Source organism: Streptomyces sp. NBC_01717, from assembly GCF_036248255.1.
Classification (GTDB): domain Bacteria; phylum Actinomycetota; class Actinomycetes; order Streptomycetales; family Streptomycetaceae; genus Streptomyces.
The window spans coordinates 6,903,249-6,920,461 of the sequence record NZ_CP109178.1; the positions used below are offsets into that span (position 1 = coordinate 6,903,249).

Sequence of the window (17,213 nt, forward strand, 5' to 3'; positions counted from 1 at the left end):
GTGGTTCGGATATGGCACCGCGCGGGAGCGCTGGTAGCGCCCCCGCGCGGCCTGGTTGCTTGCTATGGGTGACCGGTAGGGCTCGTCGGGCCTACTTGTAGGCTTCGCTGAGCTTGGAGACCCACTTGCCGCCGTCGACCTGGTAGGCGGTCATCATGGTGTTGGTGGTGTCGCCGTACTCGTCGAAGGAGACGGGGCCGGTGACGCCGTCGAACTGGACCTTGCTCATGGCGGCGAGGACCTTGGCGCGGGCGTCGTCGGGGAGCTTGCCCTTGTTGTCGGCGACGACGACCTTGACGGCCTCGATGATCGCCCAGGTGGCGTCGTAGGTGCTGCCGCCGTAGGCCTCGTAGGCGTCCTTGTAGCCGGCCGTCTTGTAGTCCGCGATGAACTTCTTGGCGGAGTCGAGCTCCTCGACGGGCTTGCCGACGGAGGTGGCGATGTCGCCCTGGGCCTTCTTGTTGAGCTTGATGAAGTCGGCGCTGTACATGCCGTCGCCGCCCATGAGGGGGATCTTGACGCTGTCCTTGAGCTGCTGGCTCAGGGGTGCGCCGGCGGGGTACTCACCGCCGTAGTAGACGGCCTTGGCGCCGGACTTCTTGACCTTGGTGACGACGGCGTTGAAGTCGCGGTCGTCCGGGTTGACGTGATCGGCGCCGACGATCTTGCCGCCGAGCTCGGTGAACGTCGCCTTGAAGGAGGCGGCGAGGCCGGCTCCGTAGGGCTTCTGGTCGTCGATCAGGTAGACGTCCTTGACCTTGGCGTCGTTGTAGAGGTACTTCGCTGCGAAGGCGCCCTGGATCTGGTCCGTGGTCGCGGTGCGGAAGTACGTCTTGAAGGGGCGCTGCTTGTCGCCGGTCTTCCAGTTGTTGCCCTGGGTCAGCTCGGTGCCGGTGTTGGCCGGGGAGACCTGGGTGAGGCTGGCGTCGTTGAGCGGCTTCTGCATCGACTGGGCCACGCCGGAGTTCAGGGGGCCGACGATGCCGAGGACGCCCTTGTTGTCGATGAACTTGGTGGCGTTCTGCTGGCCGACGGAGGGCTGGGCCTGGTCGTCGAGGGGCTGGAGCTCGAACTTGACGCCGGGGACGGTCTTGTCCTTGTTCGCCGTCTTGACGGCGAGGTCGGCGGAGTTCTTGATGCCGAGGCCCAGGGCGGACAGGTCGCCGGTCAGGGGGGCGTCGAGGCCGATGACGACGGTCTGGGTGTCGCCGCCCCCGCTGCTGTTCTTGCTGTCGTCGCGCGACCCGCAGGCGGTGAGCGTCAGTGCTCCGGTGGTGAGCACTGTGGTGAGGATGAGCAAAGAACGGTGTCGCACGAAAAGTCCTTTCCCTGGCGCGGCCTCCTCTGCTTGAGGTGCCGTGTCGTTCGCCGGGCCGTACTGGGTTGGTACAGGGCCGTGCAGCAGACGCGCCCGGCGGCGCGGTGACTGGCCGTGACTCTAGGCGCAGGTGGCGGGGTCGGGGATGGGTCGGCTGAGGATGTGACTGTCTTGTTATGACGTTGAGGAAGGCTTGAGGTGGCTGTGCGGACATGTACGGCTTTTTACTGGACGGTGAAGTGACCGCATTCTGAGAACGCGCAGCTCTGCTAAGGGGCTTGAAGCGATCTTGGTGCTGTCGCGTCGCGGGGGGCGGTGAGGGCGCGACGAAGTGCCCGGCGGCCGTGGGGCCGGGTCCTGTGTGCCGCCCGGTGGCGCCCGGGTATTGCGTGCTTGTTACGCAGTGTTACGCCGGGGGGCGGTATGGTCCACGCCCCGTGGTGTCCGTGGGGTGCGTGTGACTGTTGAGTGGGCCATACAACGGGTCGCGCGGTCAAGAGCGTTGGGGGTGGAATCCGCTCAACACCGGTTCCTGCGCGGGTGGTTGTGGGCGGATATGGCTCTGCCCGGCCGGGTTTGCGGTCCGGGCCGGGCAGGGGTGTGGTGCGGTGCCGGTGCGTCAGACGGCGGTGGTCTTGGGGACGTCGCGGAGCATGCAGGTGAGGCGTGCGGTGCAGACGCGCTTGTCCTGTTCGTCGGTGATGACGATCTCGTACGTGGCGGTGGAGCGGCCGCGGTGGACGGGGGTGGCGACGCCGGTGACGAGTCCGCTCCGTACCCCTCGGTGATGGGTGCAGTTCAGGTCGACGCCGACGGCGAGCTTGGTGGCGCCGCCGTGGAGCATGCTGCCGACGGAGCCGAGGGTCTCGGCGAGGACGGCGGAGGCGCCGCCGTGCAGGAGTCCGTAGGGCTGGGTGTTGCCTTCGACGGGCATGGTGCCGACGACACGGTCCGCGGAGGCTTCGACGATCTGGACGCCCATGCGTTCGCCGAGGTGGCCGGCGGAGAAGAGGGCGGGCAGGTCGACGCCGAGTGCGGCGTACTCGTCGATGATCTCCTGGGGGAACTTGGGTGCGGTGTGCTCGCCCATGGGGTCCGGCTCCGATCGTCTGCGGTGGTTCATAGCTTTATTGCTGTGTGCATCGTTCTTATCAGACGACTGAGCGAACGCTTAGCGGGCTGTGGGTGCGGATTCTTCCCGAATGTCCTGCTCCTGGACGCTCCGGTTCTGGATGTTCTCGAAGCGGATGACGACGGACTTGCTGGCGGGGGTGTTGCTGGTGTCGGCGGTGGAGTCGAGGGGGACCAGCACGTTGGTCTCGGGGTAGTAGGCGGCGGCGCAGCCGCGGGCGGTGGGGTAGTGGACGATGCGGAAGCCGGGTGCCCGGCGTTCGGCGCCGTCCTTCCATTCGCTGACGAGGTCGGTGTATGCGCCGTCGGTGAGGCCGAGGGCGCGGGCGTCGTCGGGGTTGACCATGACGACGCGGCGGCCGCCCTTGATGCCGCGGTAGCGGTCGTCGAGGCCGTAGATCGTGGTGTTGTACTGGTCGTGGGAGCGCAGGGTCTGCAGCAGCAGCCGGCCTTCGGGGAGTTCGGGGTATTCGACGGGGGCCGCGGTGAAGTTGGCCTTGCCGGTGGTGGTGGGGAAGCGGCGGGAGTCGCGCGGTGGGTGCGGGAGGGTGAAGCCTCCGGGGCGGGCGACGCGGGCGTTGAAGTTCTCGAAGCCGGGGACGACGCGGGAGATGCGGTCGCGGATCGTGGCGTAGTCCTTCTCGAACTCTTCCCAGTCGGTGGTGGATTCGGGGCCGAGGACGGCGCGGGCGAGGCGGGCGACGATGGCGGGTTCGGAGAGCAGGTGGGGGCTTGCGGGGGTGAGGTTGCCGCGTGAGGCGTGGACCTTGCTCATGGAGTCCTCGACGGTGACGAACTGCTTGCCGCTCGCCTGGATGTCCTTGTCGGTGCGGCCGAGGGTGGGCAGGATCAGGGCGCGGCGGCCGGTGACGGCGTGCGAGCGGTTGAGCTTCGTGGAGACGTGGACGGTGAGGCGGGCGTGGCGCATGGCGGCTTCGGTGACGTGGGTGTCGGGGGTCGCCGCGACGAAGTTGCCGCCCATGGCGAAGAAGATCTTTGCGTCGCCGTCGCGCAGGGCCTGGATGGAGCGGACGACGTCGTAGCCGTGGTGGCGCGGTGAGGTGATGCCGAATTCCTTGTCGAGGGCGTCGAGGAATGCGGGTGCGGGGCGTTCGAAGATGCCCATGGTGCGGTCGCCCTGGACGTTGGAGTGGCCGCGGACGGGGCAGACCCCGGCGCCGGGGCGGCCGATGTTGCCGCGCAGCAGAAGGAAGTTGACGACTTCGCGGATGGTGGCCACGGAGTGCTTGTGCTGGGTGAGGCCCATGGCCCAGCACACGATGGTGCGCTTCGAGGCGAGGACCATGGTGAGGGCCTGCTCGATGGTGGCGCGGTCGAGGCCGGTGGCGGTGAGGGTCTCGTCCCAGTCGGCGGCGCGGGCGGCGGCCGCGAACTCTTCGTAGCCGTGGGTGTGTTCGGTCACGAATGTGTCGTCGACGGCGCCTTCGGTCTCCAGGATCATCTTGTTGAGGAGCCGGAAGAGGGCCTGGTCGCCGCCGATGCGGATCTGCAGGAACAGGTCGTTGAGGGCGGTGCCCTTGATCATGCCCTGGGGGGTCTGGGGGTTCTTGAACCGCTCCAGTCCGGCTTCGGGCAGCGGGTTCACCGAGATGATCCTGGCGCCCGCGGCTTTGGCCTTCTCCAGGGCGGAGAGCATCCGGGGGTGGTTGGTGCCGGGGTTCTGTCCGGCGACGATGATCAGGTCGGCGTGGTGGACGTCCTCGAGGGAGACGCTGCCCTTGCCGACGCCGATGGTTTCCATGAGTGCGGAGCCGGAGGACTCGTGGCACATGTTGGAGCAGTCCGGCAGGTTGTTGGTGCCGAATTCGCGGGCGAACAGCTGGAGCAGGAACGCGGCCTCGTTGCTGGTGCGGCCGGAGGTGTAGAAGAGCGCTTCGTCGGGGGAGTCGAGGGCGCGCAGTTCCTCGGCCATGATGTCGAAGGCGCGTTCCCAGGTCACCGCTTCGTACCGGTCGGCGCCTTCGGGCAGGTACATCGGCTGGGTGATGCGGCCCTGCTGGCCGAGCCAGTACCCGCTGCGGCCGGCGAGGTCGGCGACGGGGTGCGCGGCGAAGAAGTCCGGGGTGACGCGGCGCAGGGTGGCTTCCTCGGCGACGGCCTTGGCGCCGTTCTCGCAGAATTCGGCGGTGTGCCGTTTGTCGCCCTCGGGCCAGGCGCAGCCGGGGCAGTCGAAGCCGTCCTTCTGGTTGACCTTGAGGAGGGTCCGGGCGGTGCGGCGGATGCCCATCTGCTGCTGGGCGATGCGCAGGCTGTGGGCGACGGCGGGAATTCCTGCGGCCGAGCGCCGGGCCGGTTCGACGTGCGGCGCGTCCTGGACCGGGTCACCGGTGGGCGGCTTGGTGGCCATTGTGCTCCCCTTCGAGCCAGCTGCGAACCTGCGCGGTGTCGCTGCATGCGTTCCTGTGGTCGTTCCTGTCGTCGATCGTGTCACGCGGCGCGGAGCGTGTGCCGGGCGAGTGGTCTGCGGTCCGCATTGTCAGTGGTCCGTGGCAGGATCGGGGGCGTGGCTGAGACGGCATCGAAGAAGACGGCAGACAACCGACCGCGCCTGCTCCTCATGGACGGGCACTCCCTGGCGTACCGGGCGTTCTTTGCGCTGCCTGCGGAGAATTTCACGACGGGGGCGGGCCAGCCGACGAACGCGGTGTACGGCTTCGCGTCGATGCTGGCGAACACGTTGCGTGATGAGGCGCCCACGCATTTCGCGGTGGCGTTCGACGTTTCGCGCCGGACGTGGCGGTCGCAGGAGTTCCCCGAGTACAAGGCGAATCGTTCGAAGACGCCGGACGAGTTCAAGGGGCAGGTCGAGCTGATCGGCGAGCTGCTGGACGCGATGCACGCCGATCGTTTCGCGGTCGACGGCTTCGAGGCGGACGATGTGATCGCCACGCTGGCGACGCAGGCTGAGGCGGCCGGGTTCGAGGTGCTGATCGTCACCGGTGACCGGGATTCGTTCCAGCTGATCACGGACAACGTCACGGTGCTGTACCCGACGAAGGGCGTCTCGGAGCTGACGCGGTTCACCCCGGAGAAGGTCGAGGAGAAGTACGGGCTGACGCCGCAGCAGTACCCGGACTTCGCGGCGCTGCGCGGAGACCCGTCGGACAACCTGCCGGGTATCCCGGGCGTCGGGGAGAAGACGGCGGCGAAGTGGATCAACCAGTTCGGTTCGTTCGACGACCTCGTCGCGCGTGCGGACGAGGTCAAGGGGAAGGCCGGGCAGAACTTCCGGGAGCACCTGGAGTCCGTGAAGCTGAACCGTCGACTGACCGAGATGGTCCGTGACGTGGAGCTGACGAAGACCCCGCAGGACCTGGAGCGCGCGCCGTACGACCGCTCGGCGGTCACGGGTGTGCTGGATGTGCTGGAGATCCGTAATCCGAGCCTGCGCGAGCGGCTGCTCGCCGTGGATCCGGGGGCTGCAGAGGACGAGGCTCCGGCGCCTGCCGCGGGCATCGAGCTGGACGGTGCGGTGCTGGCTGCGGGCGAGCTCGCGCCGTGGCTGGCCGAGCACGGCGGGCAGCCGCTGGGTGTCGCCACGGTCGACACGTGGGCGCTGGGCGCCGGCAGTGTCACGGAGATCGCACTGGCCGCGGCCGACGGGGCGGCGGCGTGGTTCGACCCGGCGCGGCTCGACGAGGCGGACGAGCGGGCGTTCGCCGCGTGGATCGCGGACGCCGGGCAGCCGAAGGTCATGCACAACGCGAAGAGTGCGATGCGGGTGTTCCCCGAGCACGGCTGGCAGGTCGAGGGCGTCACGATGGACACGGCGCTGGCCGCCTATCTGGTCAAGCCCGGCCGCCGTTCGTTCGCGCTGGACGCGCTGGCGGTGGAGTACCTGGGCCGGGAGCTGGCCCCCGCGGCGGCGGACGGGCAGCTGGCGTTCGGTGCGGACGACCAGGCGGAGGCCGATGCGCTGATGGCGCAGGCCCGCGCGGTCCTGGACCTCGGGGAGGCGTTCACCGCCCGGCTGAAGGAGGTCGGTGCGGCCGAGCTGCTCCACGACATGGAGCTGCCGACGTCCGCGCTGCTGGCCCGGCTGGAGCGGCACGGCATCGCGGCCGACCGGGAGCACCTCGAATCGATGGAGCAGCAGTTCGCCGGCGCCGTGCAGCAGGCGGTGAAGGAGGCGCACGCGGCGGTGGGCCGCGAGTTCAACCTGGGCTCGCCCAAGCAGCTCCAGGAGGTCCTCTTCGGTGAGCTGGGCCTGCCCAGGACGAAGAAGACGAAGACCGGTTACACGACGGACGCGGACGCGCTAGCGTGGCTGGCCGCGCAGACGGAGCACGAGCTGCCGGTCATCATGCTCCGCCACCGCGAGCAGGCGAAGCTGCGGGTCACGGTCGAGGGCCTGGTCAAGACGATCGCGGCGGACGGCCGTATCCACACCACGTTCAACCAGACGGTGGCGGCGACCGGCCGGCTCTCGTCGACCGACCCCAATCTGCAGAACATCCCGGTCCGCACCGACGAGGGCCGGGCGATCCGGCGCGGCTTCGTCGTCGGCGACGGGTTCGAGACGCTGATGACGGCCGACTACAGCCAGATCGAACTGCGGGTGATGGCCCACCTGTCGGAGGACGCGGGCCTGATCGAGGCGTTCACGTCCGGCGAGGACCTGCACACCACGGTCGCGTCGCAGGTCTTCGGCGTCGACAAGTCCGCCGTCGACCCGGAGATGCGCCGCAAGATCAAGGCCATGAGTTACGGACTGGCGTACGGGCTCTCCGCGTTCGGCCTCTCGCAGCAGCTGAACATCGAGGCGGGCGAGGCGCGCGGCCTGATGGACACGTACTTCGAGCGGTTCGGCGGTGTCCGTGACTACCTGCGCCGGGTGGTGGAGGAGGCCCGGGCCACCGGCTACACGGAGACGGTGTTCGGTCGCCGCCGCTACCTCCCGGACCTGAACAGCGACAACCGGCAGCGCCGCGAGACGGCCGAGCGGATGGCGCTCAACGCACCGATCCAGGGCACGGCGGCGGACATCGTCAAGGTCGCCATGCTCCACGTCGACCGGGCGCTGACCGACGCGAAGCTGACGTCGCGGATGCTGCTCCAGGTCCACGACGAAATCGTGCTGGAGATCGCCAAGGGCGAGCGCGAGCAGGTCGAGGAGATTTTGCGCCACGAGATGTCGACGGCGGTGCAGTTGCGTGCCCCGCTGGACGTCTCGGTCGGTGTCGGCGCGGACTGGGAGTCCGCGGCGCACTGACGCGGCAGTGACGCGGCGCCCGCACGAGCACAGGGGTTCCCAGAGGTGTCCGGCCGGACCGGCCGGACACCCTCAGGGGCTGTCCGGCGGGCTTGTCATCAGGTCTGTCCGATGGCCGGGTGGTGCGGTGGCGGTGGGCGGCTCGTCCCGGGGCCGGGCTCGGAGCCGTATCCACGTTCCGTACAGCACCAGGCCGACCGCAAGGCCTGCTCCGGCGCCGAAGCAGGCGGTCGGGATGATGTCCAGCGGTGTGTCGATGTGCCCGAAGTACGCGTACCAGCGGGCGCACCGGTGGACGATGCCGAGCAGTACGCAGACGCTCAGCAGGGCGCCCGCGCACCACCGTGCCCGGCGGTCGAGGTCCGGTACGGACGGCGGGACGGGCCGCGCCCCGGTCCGTCGCAGCCCGGACGCGGTGAACCAGGCGAGCACGGTCAGTGCCACCGCCGAACTGCCGTACTGCACGCACTGGAACACCGGAAAACCGCCGACGTTCTCATTGAGGACCGGCACCAGCCGGGTGCCCCACCGGTCGTGATGGGTGAACGCGTCCCACACCACGTGCGTGCCCGCCCCGATGACCGCCGACACGACGAACCACGCACCGTCCCGCACCCCCCACGGGCCCTGCCGCTCTCCGCGTACGAAGGTGTGCACGCGCCCCTGCCACGCTCCCGGCAACAGCGCCACCAGCGGTTCGCGCAGCAGCAGCCACAGCGCCACCACGGCCGCGGTGATCAGGACGTCCACCGTGAACACCCCCCACACGGCATGCGTGACCTGACCGAACTCCATCGCGCCCGGGACAGCCGTGTCCGCGTAGTACGTCATGTCGGGGGCGAACGAACCCGCGACGAGCGCCGAAGCGAAGAGCGGCCCGCGCGCGGTGCCGTTGCGTCGGACGACCGGCAGTACGGCAGCGGCATGGCTGAGGGTGAACGGCATGGCCGCAAGTATGCGCGAGGACGGTTGTGCGGATCCGGTGGACACCCGACGCCTGCCGTTCAACTTGCGGTCCGGAACGTGAAATACCAATAAAAATCGGTCAGGCCACTGTGTTCGGGCGGCGCAAGTTGCCGTAGGGTCGCCTGAGTCCTCGCGCTGGGGAGCGCGGGCAGCCGTCGATGGGGAGGGACCAGACGTATGGCAGCGCAATTCGGTCGCCGACTGCGCCGAGGGGCGACCACCACTGCGGTGGCCGCAGTTGCTGTGGCGGCGCTCTCCGCGTCACAGGGGCCCGGCGCGGTGCTCGCTTCGGACGGTGGCGGCGGTGACCAGCGCACAGCCGGGTCCGCACCGTCCGACGACAACGCGGCAACCGGCAACTCGCCGTACTACACGGACCTGCCGCCGCTGGTCACCCCCAACAAGCCCGGTACGTCGACAAATCTGCCGATCACCGGCAGTGCGGAGTCCGGCATACCGGCCTCGGTCCTGGCTGCGTACAAGAAGGCCCAGCAGTCCATCGCGAGCAGCGACGCCGCCTGCCGGCTGCCGTGGCAACTCCTCGCCGCGATCGGCAAGGTGGAGTCCGGCCAGGCCCGCGGTGGCCGGGTCGACGCGAACGGCACCACGTTCTCCCCGATCCTCGGCCCGGTCCTGAACGGCCAGGGCTTCGCGATGATCAAGGACACCGACAACGGGGCGTACGACGGGGACTCGACGCACGACCGTGCGGTCGGCCCGATGCAGTTCATCCCGTCGACATGGGCGACCTGGGGCCAGGACGGCAACGACGACGGCCGCAAGGACCCCAACAACATCTATGACGCGGCGCTCGCCGCCGGGCACTACCTCTGCGCCGGCTCCCGCGATCTGGCGCTCGCGGCCGATCTCGACCGGGCGGTCCTCAGCTACAACCACTCGAACGAATACCTGCGTACGGTCCGCTCCTGGTTCGACTACTACAAGCGCGGCACGCACGAGGTCCCCGACGGCACCGGCGTCGTCCCGCCGCCCCTCGACGGTGGTTCGGACGCGAGCCCGGACCCCGGCACCTCGCCGTCCCCGACCCCGCCCGCGAAGCCGGACCCGGACCCGGACCCGGAGCCGTCGAAACCGGGCGGCGGTTCGACCGACCCGAAGCCCCCCACGCCCCCGGCCACCCAGCCCCCCAAGCCGTCCCAGACCCTCGCCGATCTGGAGAACGCGGGCACCGGTGCGCTGACCGCCACCGCGGGCGACGCGTTCGCCGAGCGGATCAAGGTGCGGGCGAAGAACAGCCTCGGCGGGCCGCTCGCCAAGGTGTCCGTGACGTTCACCATCGCCGGTGACACGGACACCCGCTTCGACGGCGGGAAGAGCGCGGTCACCCTGACCACCGGATCCGACGGCACGGTGACCGCACCGGTGCTGCAGGCGGGCGAGACGACGGGGGAGTTCACGGTCCGGGCCATCGCCACCGGCCGCTCGCTGCCGGCCGTCGCCTACACCGCGACCGTCACCGCCCGGCAGGCCGACGCCATCGCCAGGACCGACGACAAGGCACTGACCGCGGCGCCCGGCGCCGAGTTCGCCGACGCCGTCGAGGTCAAGGCCACCTACAAGGGCGCGATCGCGTCCGGTGTCGCCGTCACCGCCACGATGATCACCGACGGGGACACTCCGGCCGAGAACGACAAGGGCCCGTACTTCAAGGACGCCGACGGCAACACGGTCCGCACCCTGACGGAGCTGAAGACCGACGCCGACGGCACGCTGCTGCTCCCGAAGATCTACGCCGACGACACCGCGGGCACGTACAAGCTCCGCCTGACCACCGAGGGCGGCGCCACAGTCGTCATCGAGCTCACGGTCGAGGCTCCCGCCGCCTGACGCCTCCGCACCGCGTTCACCGAGCAGCCCCTGTGCCATCACCCGGCACAGGGGCTGCTCCACGTGTTCTCATCTCGCGCCCGCGTTGCTACGGTGCCCCAACCCTGACGACCCATCAGATAAGCGCTCTCCGGGAGGCCGAGCATGCGTGCCGTCATCGCCGCCGCCATCGGGCTGGCCGCAGCCCTCGCCCTCGTGTTCACCATCAGCGCGATCGGCGCACCCCCCGGCGAGACCTCGCCCCAACCCCTGCTGACCACCGTTCCCGGCCCCAAGAAGTAGAGGGAGGGCGCCATGCGCCGCCGAGCCGGCCTCGTACTCCTGGCCTTCGCCGTGTTCTTCGCCGCCCTGTCACCCCTGCTGCGCTGGTACGCCTTCCCGAGGCTGGCGAAGATCCCCCCGAGCCAGTACCAGGAGATGGTGCTGGAGGCGAAGCCCGCCACCCTCCTCGACTACAACGACGGCATGAAGGTCAAGCAGGTCCCCAAGGTCACCATCGTGCAGACGCTCAAGGGCAATGTGGAGGCGTCCGAGAAGATCGAGCGCAGCGCCGGCCGCGACGTCGTCGTCTGGGACGGACTCAGCTACGTCGTCGATCCGAACGGCAAGATGGTCTCGGAGATCCCCGAGCGCTACATCTTCGACGCGCACAGCCAGGCACCCGTCCACGCCACCGGCGAGATGGTCGACGGCGACCCGGTCGAGCGCCAGGGCATCGAGTTCAAGTGGCCGTTCCTGACCCAGAAACGCGACTACGAGTACTTCGACGCCCAGAGCCGCACCACCTCGCCCATCCACTACAAGGGCACCCGGAAGTTCCGCGGCATGGACGTCTACTACTTCGAGCAGACCATCCCGTGGACCGAGGTCCCGATGCCGAAGAAGATGCCGATCAAGGGCGTCACCGCCGAGCAGGTCGCGAAGACGGGCATGACCCGCTGGTACACCACCAAGCGGATGTTCTGGGTCGACCCGGTCACCGGCGCGCCCGTCAACGGCGAGGAGATCCACAAGGAGGAGCTGCGCAACGCGAAGGCGATGGGCATGCCCCAGGACACGGTCACCGCGTTCGCCGGGCACGTGAAGATGCGCGAGGACTACATCGAGTACACCGTCGCCCTGGTGAAGTCCCAGCGGGTGCTGGTCCTGCTGCTCACCTCGTACCTGCCATGGGGCTTCCTGGCGCTCGCCGCCGGGCTGCTCGCGCTCGCGCTGTGGCTGGAGGCGCGGTCCCGGCGGCCGGGCGGCCGGCAGCCGGAGCCCGCCGCCTCTCCCGCCCCGGATCCGGCGCCTACTCCCGCCTGAGCCGCGCCGACGTGAACCGGGTCGCCTCCACCGTCGTCGGGTCCTCGGGCCACGGATGCTTCGGGTAGCGGCCGCGCAGCTCCGCCCGCACCGCCCGGTATCCGTCCCGCCAGAACGACGCGAGATCCGCGGTGACCGCCGCCGGGCGGCCCGCGGGGGAGAGCAGATGGACGAGGACGGGCACCCCGGCCACCTTCGGTGTCTCGGTGAGACCGAACAGTTCCTGGAGCTTCACCGCAAGTACGGGCTGCTCGGCGCCGTACTCCACCCGGATCCGCGAACCGCTCGGCACCTCGATGCGCTCGGGTGCCAGCTCGTCCAGCCGGGCCGCCTCGCCGGTCGCCCACGGCAGGAGCCGCCGCAGCGCCTGCCCGGCGTCGATCCTCGCCAGGTCGGAGCGGCGGCGGGCCCGGGACAGCTCGGGCTCCAGCCACTCCTCGGTACGGGCCAGCAGCGCACCGTCGGACACATCCGGCCACGGGGTGCCCAGCTCCCGGTGCAGAAAGGCGAGCCGCTCACGCAGCTGTCCGGTCTCCCGGGTCCAGCGCAGCAGCCCGAGCCCGTCGCGCCCGAGCCCGTCCACCAGCGCCGCCCGCACCAGCTCGGGCCTCGGCTGCTTCAGCGCGCGCACCGACAGTTCGACGGCGCCCAGCCGTTCCACCGAGCGCGCCACCACGTCGCCGTCCACCCAGCGGACCTCCTCACCGGAGAACCGCAGATGCCCGGCCGCCAGCCGCGCCGTGTCCTCGTCGACGACGGCGGCGAGCCGCACCCTGGCGGACGCCGCGTGCGCCGGCCGGTCCGCGACCGCGACGGCCAGCCACGGCGCACTGCGCAGCCGCGACCCGTCCCGCAGCTCCGCGCCAGTCCCCGAGGCCATCAGGAAGGCCCCTTCGCCGCGGGCCCGTGCCACCCGTTCCGGGAACGCCAGCGCCGCCACCAGGCCGACGGCCGCATCGTCCGAACCACCCCGGCCGGAACCCTCGCCCCTGCTTTCGATGGACGACGACAGCCGCCGTACCTCCTGCCGCCAGCGCGCCGCATAGCCGTCCCCGCCCCGTCGTGCGGTACGTAGTGCGGCCGCCAGATCGTCCCCGTACTCCCGCGGCGGCTCCTCGCTCAGCAGCGCCACCACCTCGGCCGCCCGACGGCCGCCGACCTCGGCCGCACCGTCCAGGAGTGCCCGCGCGAGCCTCGGATGCAGACCCAGCCGGGACATCCGTACACCCCGGTCGGTCACCCGGCCGTCCGCGTCCACCGCGCCGACCGCCGTCAGCGTCTCGCGGGCCGCGCCCATCGCGCCGGCCGGCGGCGGATCCAGGAGTGCCAGACCCGACGCGTCCGGATCGCCCCAGCAGGCCGCCTGCAGCGCGAACGCAGCCAGATCGGCCACCTTGATCTCCGGCGACGGGAACCGGGCCAGCCGCCCGTCCTCCCCCTGCTCCCAGCACCGGTACACCGCCCCCGGTGCCTCACGCCCCGCCCGTCCCGCCCGCTGCCTCCCCGCCGCCTGCGAGGCCCGTACGGTCGTCAGCGCGCTCAGCCCCCGCGCATGATCGGTACGCGGCTCCCTGGCCAGGCCCGAGTCGACGACGATCCGCACCCCCGGCACCGTCAGCGACGACTCGGCGACGGAGGTCGCGAGCACCACCCGGCGGCCCTCCGACGAACCCGCCAGCACGGCGTCCTGAACCGCCGCCGGAGCCCGCCCGTGCACCTGAAGAACCTCTGCGGGTACCCCCGCCAGCTGTCCCGCGACGCGGCCGATCTCACCGACGCCCGGCAGGAAACACAGCACATCGCCGTCCCGCTCGGCGAGCGCCCGGCGCACCACCGAGGCGACATGGGTCAGCAGTGCCGGGTCGACCCGCATCCCGTGCGGCGGCCTGACCGGTCTCACCGGCGGGGCCCACACCACCTCCACCGGGTGCGACACGCCCTGCGCCTCGACCACCGGTGCGTCGCCGAGCAGCCGGGCCCAGCCCTGCGCGTCCGTCGTCGCCGACGCGGCGACCAGCCGCAGATCGGGCCGGATCGCCTCCCGTACATCGAGGAGGAACGCGGCGACCGTGTCAGCGTCCAGATGACGTTCGTGGCACTCGTCGATGATCACCGCATCGACCCCGGCGAGCTCCTGGTCGCGCTGGAGCCGTTGCAGGAGCACGCCGGTGGTCACGACCTCCACCACCGTGTCGCGCCCCACGACACGCTCCCCGCGCACGGTGAACCCGACGCGCCGCCCGGTCTGCTCCCCGAGGAGCCACGCCATCCGCCGCGCCGCCGCCCGGGCCGCGATCCGGCGCGGCTCGGCGACCACCACACGGCGCGCCGGGCCGCCGCCGACCAGGCCCGCGAGGACCAGCGGGACCAGCGTCGTCTTGCCGGTGCCGGGCGGTGCGCAGAGCACCGCGACACCCCGGTCGTCGAGCGCCTGCCGGAGCGCGGGCACGGCGGTACGGACGGGCAGCCGGTCGAGGGCGTCGGTACGGATCACGCCCCCAGTCTCGTACGACCGGCGCCCGGTACCGCACGGCGGGCGCTCAGTCCCGTACGACCCGGCCGGCGCACGGTCCCGTACGCCGTACGGCAGGAGTGCTCAGTCGCGTACGCAGACGAAGATCGCCGTGCCCGGGATCAGGTTTCCGCGCAGCGGGGACCAGCCGCCCCATTCCTGGTCGTTCCAGGCCGGCCACTCCGGCTCGACCAGGTCGACCAGCCGGAACCCGCCGGCCACCACGTCCCGCACCCGGTCGCCCACCGTCCGGTGGTGCTCGACGTACACGGCGTTGCCCTGCTCGTCCTGCTCGACGTACGGAGTGCGGTCGAAGTAGGAGGCGGCGACCGACAGGCCCTCGGGGCCCGGCTCGTCGGGGAACGCCCAGCGGATCGGGTGCGTCACCGAGAAGACCCAGCGGCCCCCCGGGCGCAGCACCCGGTGCACCTCGCGGAAGACCTGGACCGGGTCGGCGACGAACGGCACCGCGCCGTAGGCGGAGCAGGCCAGGTCGAAGGAGCCGTCCCGGAACGGCAGCGTCCCGGCGTCCGCCTCCACGAGCGGCACCCCGCCGCCGATCCGCAGCGCGTGCTGGAGCTGGCGGTGGGAGAGGTCGAGGGCGACGGGGCGGGCGCCGCGGGCCGCCAGCCAGCGCGAGCACTGCGCCGCGCCCGCACCGATTTCCAGGACGGCCAGGCCGCTCAGCGACTCGGCGGGGCCGAGCAGGCCCGCGTCGGCCTCGTCGAGACCCTCCGGACCCCAGACGAAACGGTCGTCGCCGAGGAAGGCGCCGTGGTCGCTCTGGTACTCGTCGGCGTGCCGGTCCCACCAGCCGCGACTGGCCCGGCTGCTCTCCGCTTTCCCGGCGCTGCGGCGTGTCGCTTCCGGTTCGGCGGTGTAGATCTCTTGGCTCATCGTGTCCGTCGTTGTAGTTTGCCTTCACCCCGTTGCACGCGGTACGTACCTTGGGGGTACCTGTGAGTACGGAACCGTACTCACGCACCACGGCCGGGGCCGATGTGGCCTCGGAGAACAAGAATTGTGTCGGGTTTGGGCCTTTGTGCCCCGGGTGTGCGCCTTCGCGCATTGACCCTGCCCGGCTGCCCCCGTATGCTACAAGTTGCGCTGCGAGCCTGCGCGCCTCAGACCTAGCAGGCCGCGCTTGCGTCTGTTGCATGTCCCCTCGGTTCACGAGGCGCCTCCCGCTGGCGGGTCGGGCGCTTCCCAGGCTGTCCGGCTTCTGCAGAGGCGATACGGGCTCACGGCGTAGCAGTACCTACGACTCACTGTCCGTACCGGAGCCCTTTCCCACATGACGAGCAGCACCGAGACCACCGCCACCACTCCGCAGGTTGCGGTCAACGACATCGGCGACGCGGACGCGTTCCTCGCGGCGATCGACGAGACGATCAAGTACTTCAACGACGGCGACATCGTTGACGGTGTCATCGTCAAGGTTGACCGGGACGAGGTTCTCCTCGACATCGGTTACAAGACCGAAGGCGTCATCCCGAGCCGCGAGCTCTCGATCAAGCACGACGTCGACCCGAACGAGGTCGTCAAGGTCGGCGACGAGATCGAGGCCCTGGTTCTCCAGAAGGAGGACAAGGAAGGCCGCCTGATCCTCTCGAAGAAGCGCGCTCAGTACGAGCGTGCCTGGGGCACCATCGAGAAGATCAAGGAAGAAGACGGCATCGTCACCGGTACCGTCATCGAGGTCGTCAAGGGTGGTCTCATCCTCGACATCGGCCTCCGCGGCTTCCTCCCGGCGTCGCTCGTCGAGATGCGTCGTGTCCGCGACCTTCAGCCCTACGTGGGCAAGGAGCTCGAGGCGAAGATCATCGAGCTGGACAAGAACCGCAACAACGTGGTCCTGTCCCGCCGTGCCTGGCTCGAGCAGACCCAGAGCGAGGTCCGTCAGACCTTCCTCACGACCCTGCAGAAGGGCCAGGTCCGCTCCGGCGTCGTTTCCTCGATCGTCAACTTCGGTGCGTTCGTGGACCTCGGTGGCGTCGACGGTCTCGTGCACGTCTCCGAGCTCTCCTGGAAGCACATCGACCACCCCTCCGAGGTTGTCGAGGTCGGCCAGGAAGTCACCGTCGAGGTTCTCGACGTCGACATGGACCGCGAGCGCGTCTCGCTGTCGCTCAAGGCGACGCAGGAAGACCCGTGGCAGCAGTTCGCCCGTACGCACCAGATCGGGCAGGTCGTTCCCGGTAAGGTCACGAAGCTCGTTCCGTTCGGTGCGTTCGTGCGCGTCGACGAGGGCATCGAGGGTCTGGTCCACATCTCCGAGCTGGCCGAGCGCCACGTGGAGATCCCGGAGCAGGTCGTCCAGGTCAACGACGAGATCTTCGTCAAGGTCATCGACATCGACCTCGAGCGTCGTCGCATCAGCCTCTCGCTGAAGCAGGCCAACGAGTCCTTCGGTGCCGACCCGGCGTCGGTCGAGTTCGACCCGACCCTGTACGGCATGGCCGCGTCCTACGACGACCAGGGCAACTACATCTACCCCGAGGGCTTCGACCCCGAGACCAACGACTGGCTCGAGGGCTACGAGACCCAGCGCGAGGCGTGGGAGACGCAGTACGCCGAGGCGCAGCAGCGCTTCGAGCAGCACCAGGCCCAGGTCATCAAGTCCCGCGAGGCCGACGAGGCCGCTGCGGCCGAGGGCGCTGCTGCCCCGGCCGGCGGTGCCCCGGCTGCCTCCGGTGGCACCGGTGGCGGCTCGTACTCCTCGGAGTCCGCGGACAACTCCGGCGCCCTGGCGTCGGACGAGGCCCTGGCTGCCCTGCGCGAGAAGCTGGCGGGCGGCCAGAGCTGACGCTCTGACCCTCCGGTCGGTCATCGACTGCAGTAGCTGACAAGTGAGGCCCGCTCCCTTCGGGGGGCGGGCCTCACTCGTTTCCGCGGCCGGG

11 protein-coding genes are annotated in these 17,213 nt (G+C 70.2%); 5 read left to right on the forward strand and 6 right to left on the reverse strand.

Annotated features, from left to right (window positions below; all coding sequences use genetic code 11):
• Positions 1-91: 91 nt before the first annotated feature.
• The 3 genes from OHB49_RS31260 to OHB49_RS31270 all read right to left on the reverse strand — a co-directional run bounded on the left by OHB49_RS31260 (position 92) and on the right by OHB49_RS31270 (position 4,817).
• Positions 92-1,300, reverse strand: a complete 1,209-nt coding sequence (locus OHB49_RS31260) for a branched-chain amino acid ABC transporter substrate-binding protein (RefSeq protein WP_327129018.1) — start codon at positions 1,298-1,300, stop codon at positions 92-94.
• Between the two features lie 637 nt (positions 1,301-1,937).
• Positions 1,938-2,408, reverse strand: coding sequence for a PaaI family thioesterase (locus OHB49_RS31265; protein WP_329164288.1), 471 nt, complete (start codon positions 2,406-2,408; stop codon positions 1,938-1,940).
• Between the two features lie 81 nt (positions 2,409-2,489).
• Positions 2,490-4,817 (reverse strand): FdhF/YdeP family oxidoreductase, encoded by a 2,328-nt coding sequence (locus OHB49_RS31270; RefSeq protein WP_329164289.1) that lies wholly within the window; start codon positions 4,815-4,817, stop codon positions 2,490-2,492.
• 156 nt (positions 4,818-4,973) lie between these two features.
• Between OHB49_RS31270 and polA the strand changes: the two genes are divergently transcribed.
• Positions 4,974-7,682 carry a DNA polymerase I gene (gene polA, locus OHB49_RS31275; protein ID WP_329164290.1) on the forward strand — a complete coding sequence of 903 codons (2,709 nt, stop codon included), beginning with the start codon at positions 4,974-4,976 and terminating at the stop codon, positions 7,680-7,682.
• A gap of 72 nt (positions 7,683-7,754) precedes the next feature.
• Here polA and OHB49_RS31280 read toward each other — a convergent pair whose 3' ends face one another.
• The gene (locus OHB49_RS31280) at positions 7,755-8,627 is read right to left on the reverse strand and encodes a DUF4184 family protein (RefSeq protein ID WP_329164291.1); all 873 of its coding nucleotides are present in this window, start codon (positions 8,625-8,627) and stop codon (positions 7,755-7,757) included.
• A gap of 198 nt (positions 8,628-8,825) precedes the next feature.
• On the opposite strand from OHB49_RS31280, the gene OHB49_RS31285 reads away from it, so the two are divergent.
• The 3 genes from OHB49_RS31285 (at position 8,826) to OHB49_RS31295 (ending at position 11,801) form a co-directional block, all read left to right on the forward strand.
• On the forward strand, positions 8,826-10,496 hold the full coding sequence (locus OHB49_RS31285; RefSeq protein WP_329164292.1) for a lytic transglycosylase domain-containing protein: 1,671 nt from the start codon (positions 8,826-8,828) through the stop codon (positions 10,494-10,496).
• Between the two features lie 144 nt (positions 10,497-10,640).
• Positions 10,641-10,778, forward strand: a complete 138-nt coding sequence (locus OHB49_RS31290) for an SPW_0924 family protein (RefSeq protein ID WP_107055348.1) — start codon at positions 10,641-10,643, stop codon at positions 10,776-10,778.
• A gap of 12 nt (positions 10,779-10,790) precedes the next feature.
• Positions 10,791-11,801: a DUF3068 domain-containing protein gene (locus tag OHB49_RS31295; protein WP_329164294.1), complete on the forward strand. Its 1,011-nt coding sequence runs from the start codon at positions 10,791-10,793 to the stop codon at positions 11,799-11,801.
• Here the strand turns inward: OHB49_RS31295 and hrpB are convergent.
• On the reverse strand, positions 11,788-14,295 hold the full coding sequence (gene hrpB, locus OHB49_RS31300; RefSeq protein WP_329164295.1) for an ATP-dependent helicase HrpB: 2,508 nt from the start codon (positions 14,293-14,295) through the stop codon (positions 11,788-11,790). The genes OHB49_RS31295 and hrpB overlap by 14 nt on opposite strands.
• Positions 14,296-14,397: 102 nt before the next feature.
• Positions 14,398-15,210, reverse strand: coding sequence for a class I SAM-dependent methyltransferase (locus OHB49_RS31305; protein WP_329164296.1), 813 nt, complete (start codon positions 15,208-15,210; stop codon positions 14,398-14,400).
• A 397-nt stretch (positions 15,211-15,607) separates the two neighbouring features.
• Between OHB49_RS31305 and rpsA the strand changes: the two genes are divergently transcribed.
• Positions 15,608-17,119, forward strand: coding sequence for a 30S ribosomal protein S1 (gene rpsA, locus OHB49_RS31310; RefSeq protein ID WP_030919647.1), 1,512 nt, complete (start codon positions 15,608-15,610; stop codon positions 17,117-17,119).
• The last annotated feature ends 94 nt before the right edge of the window (positions 17,120-17,213 follow it).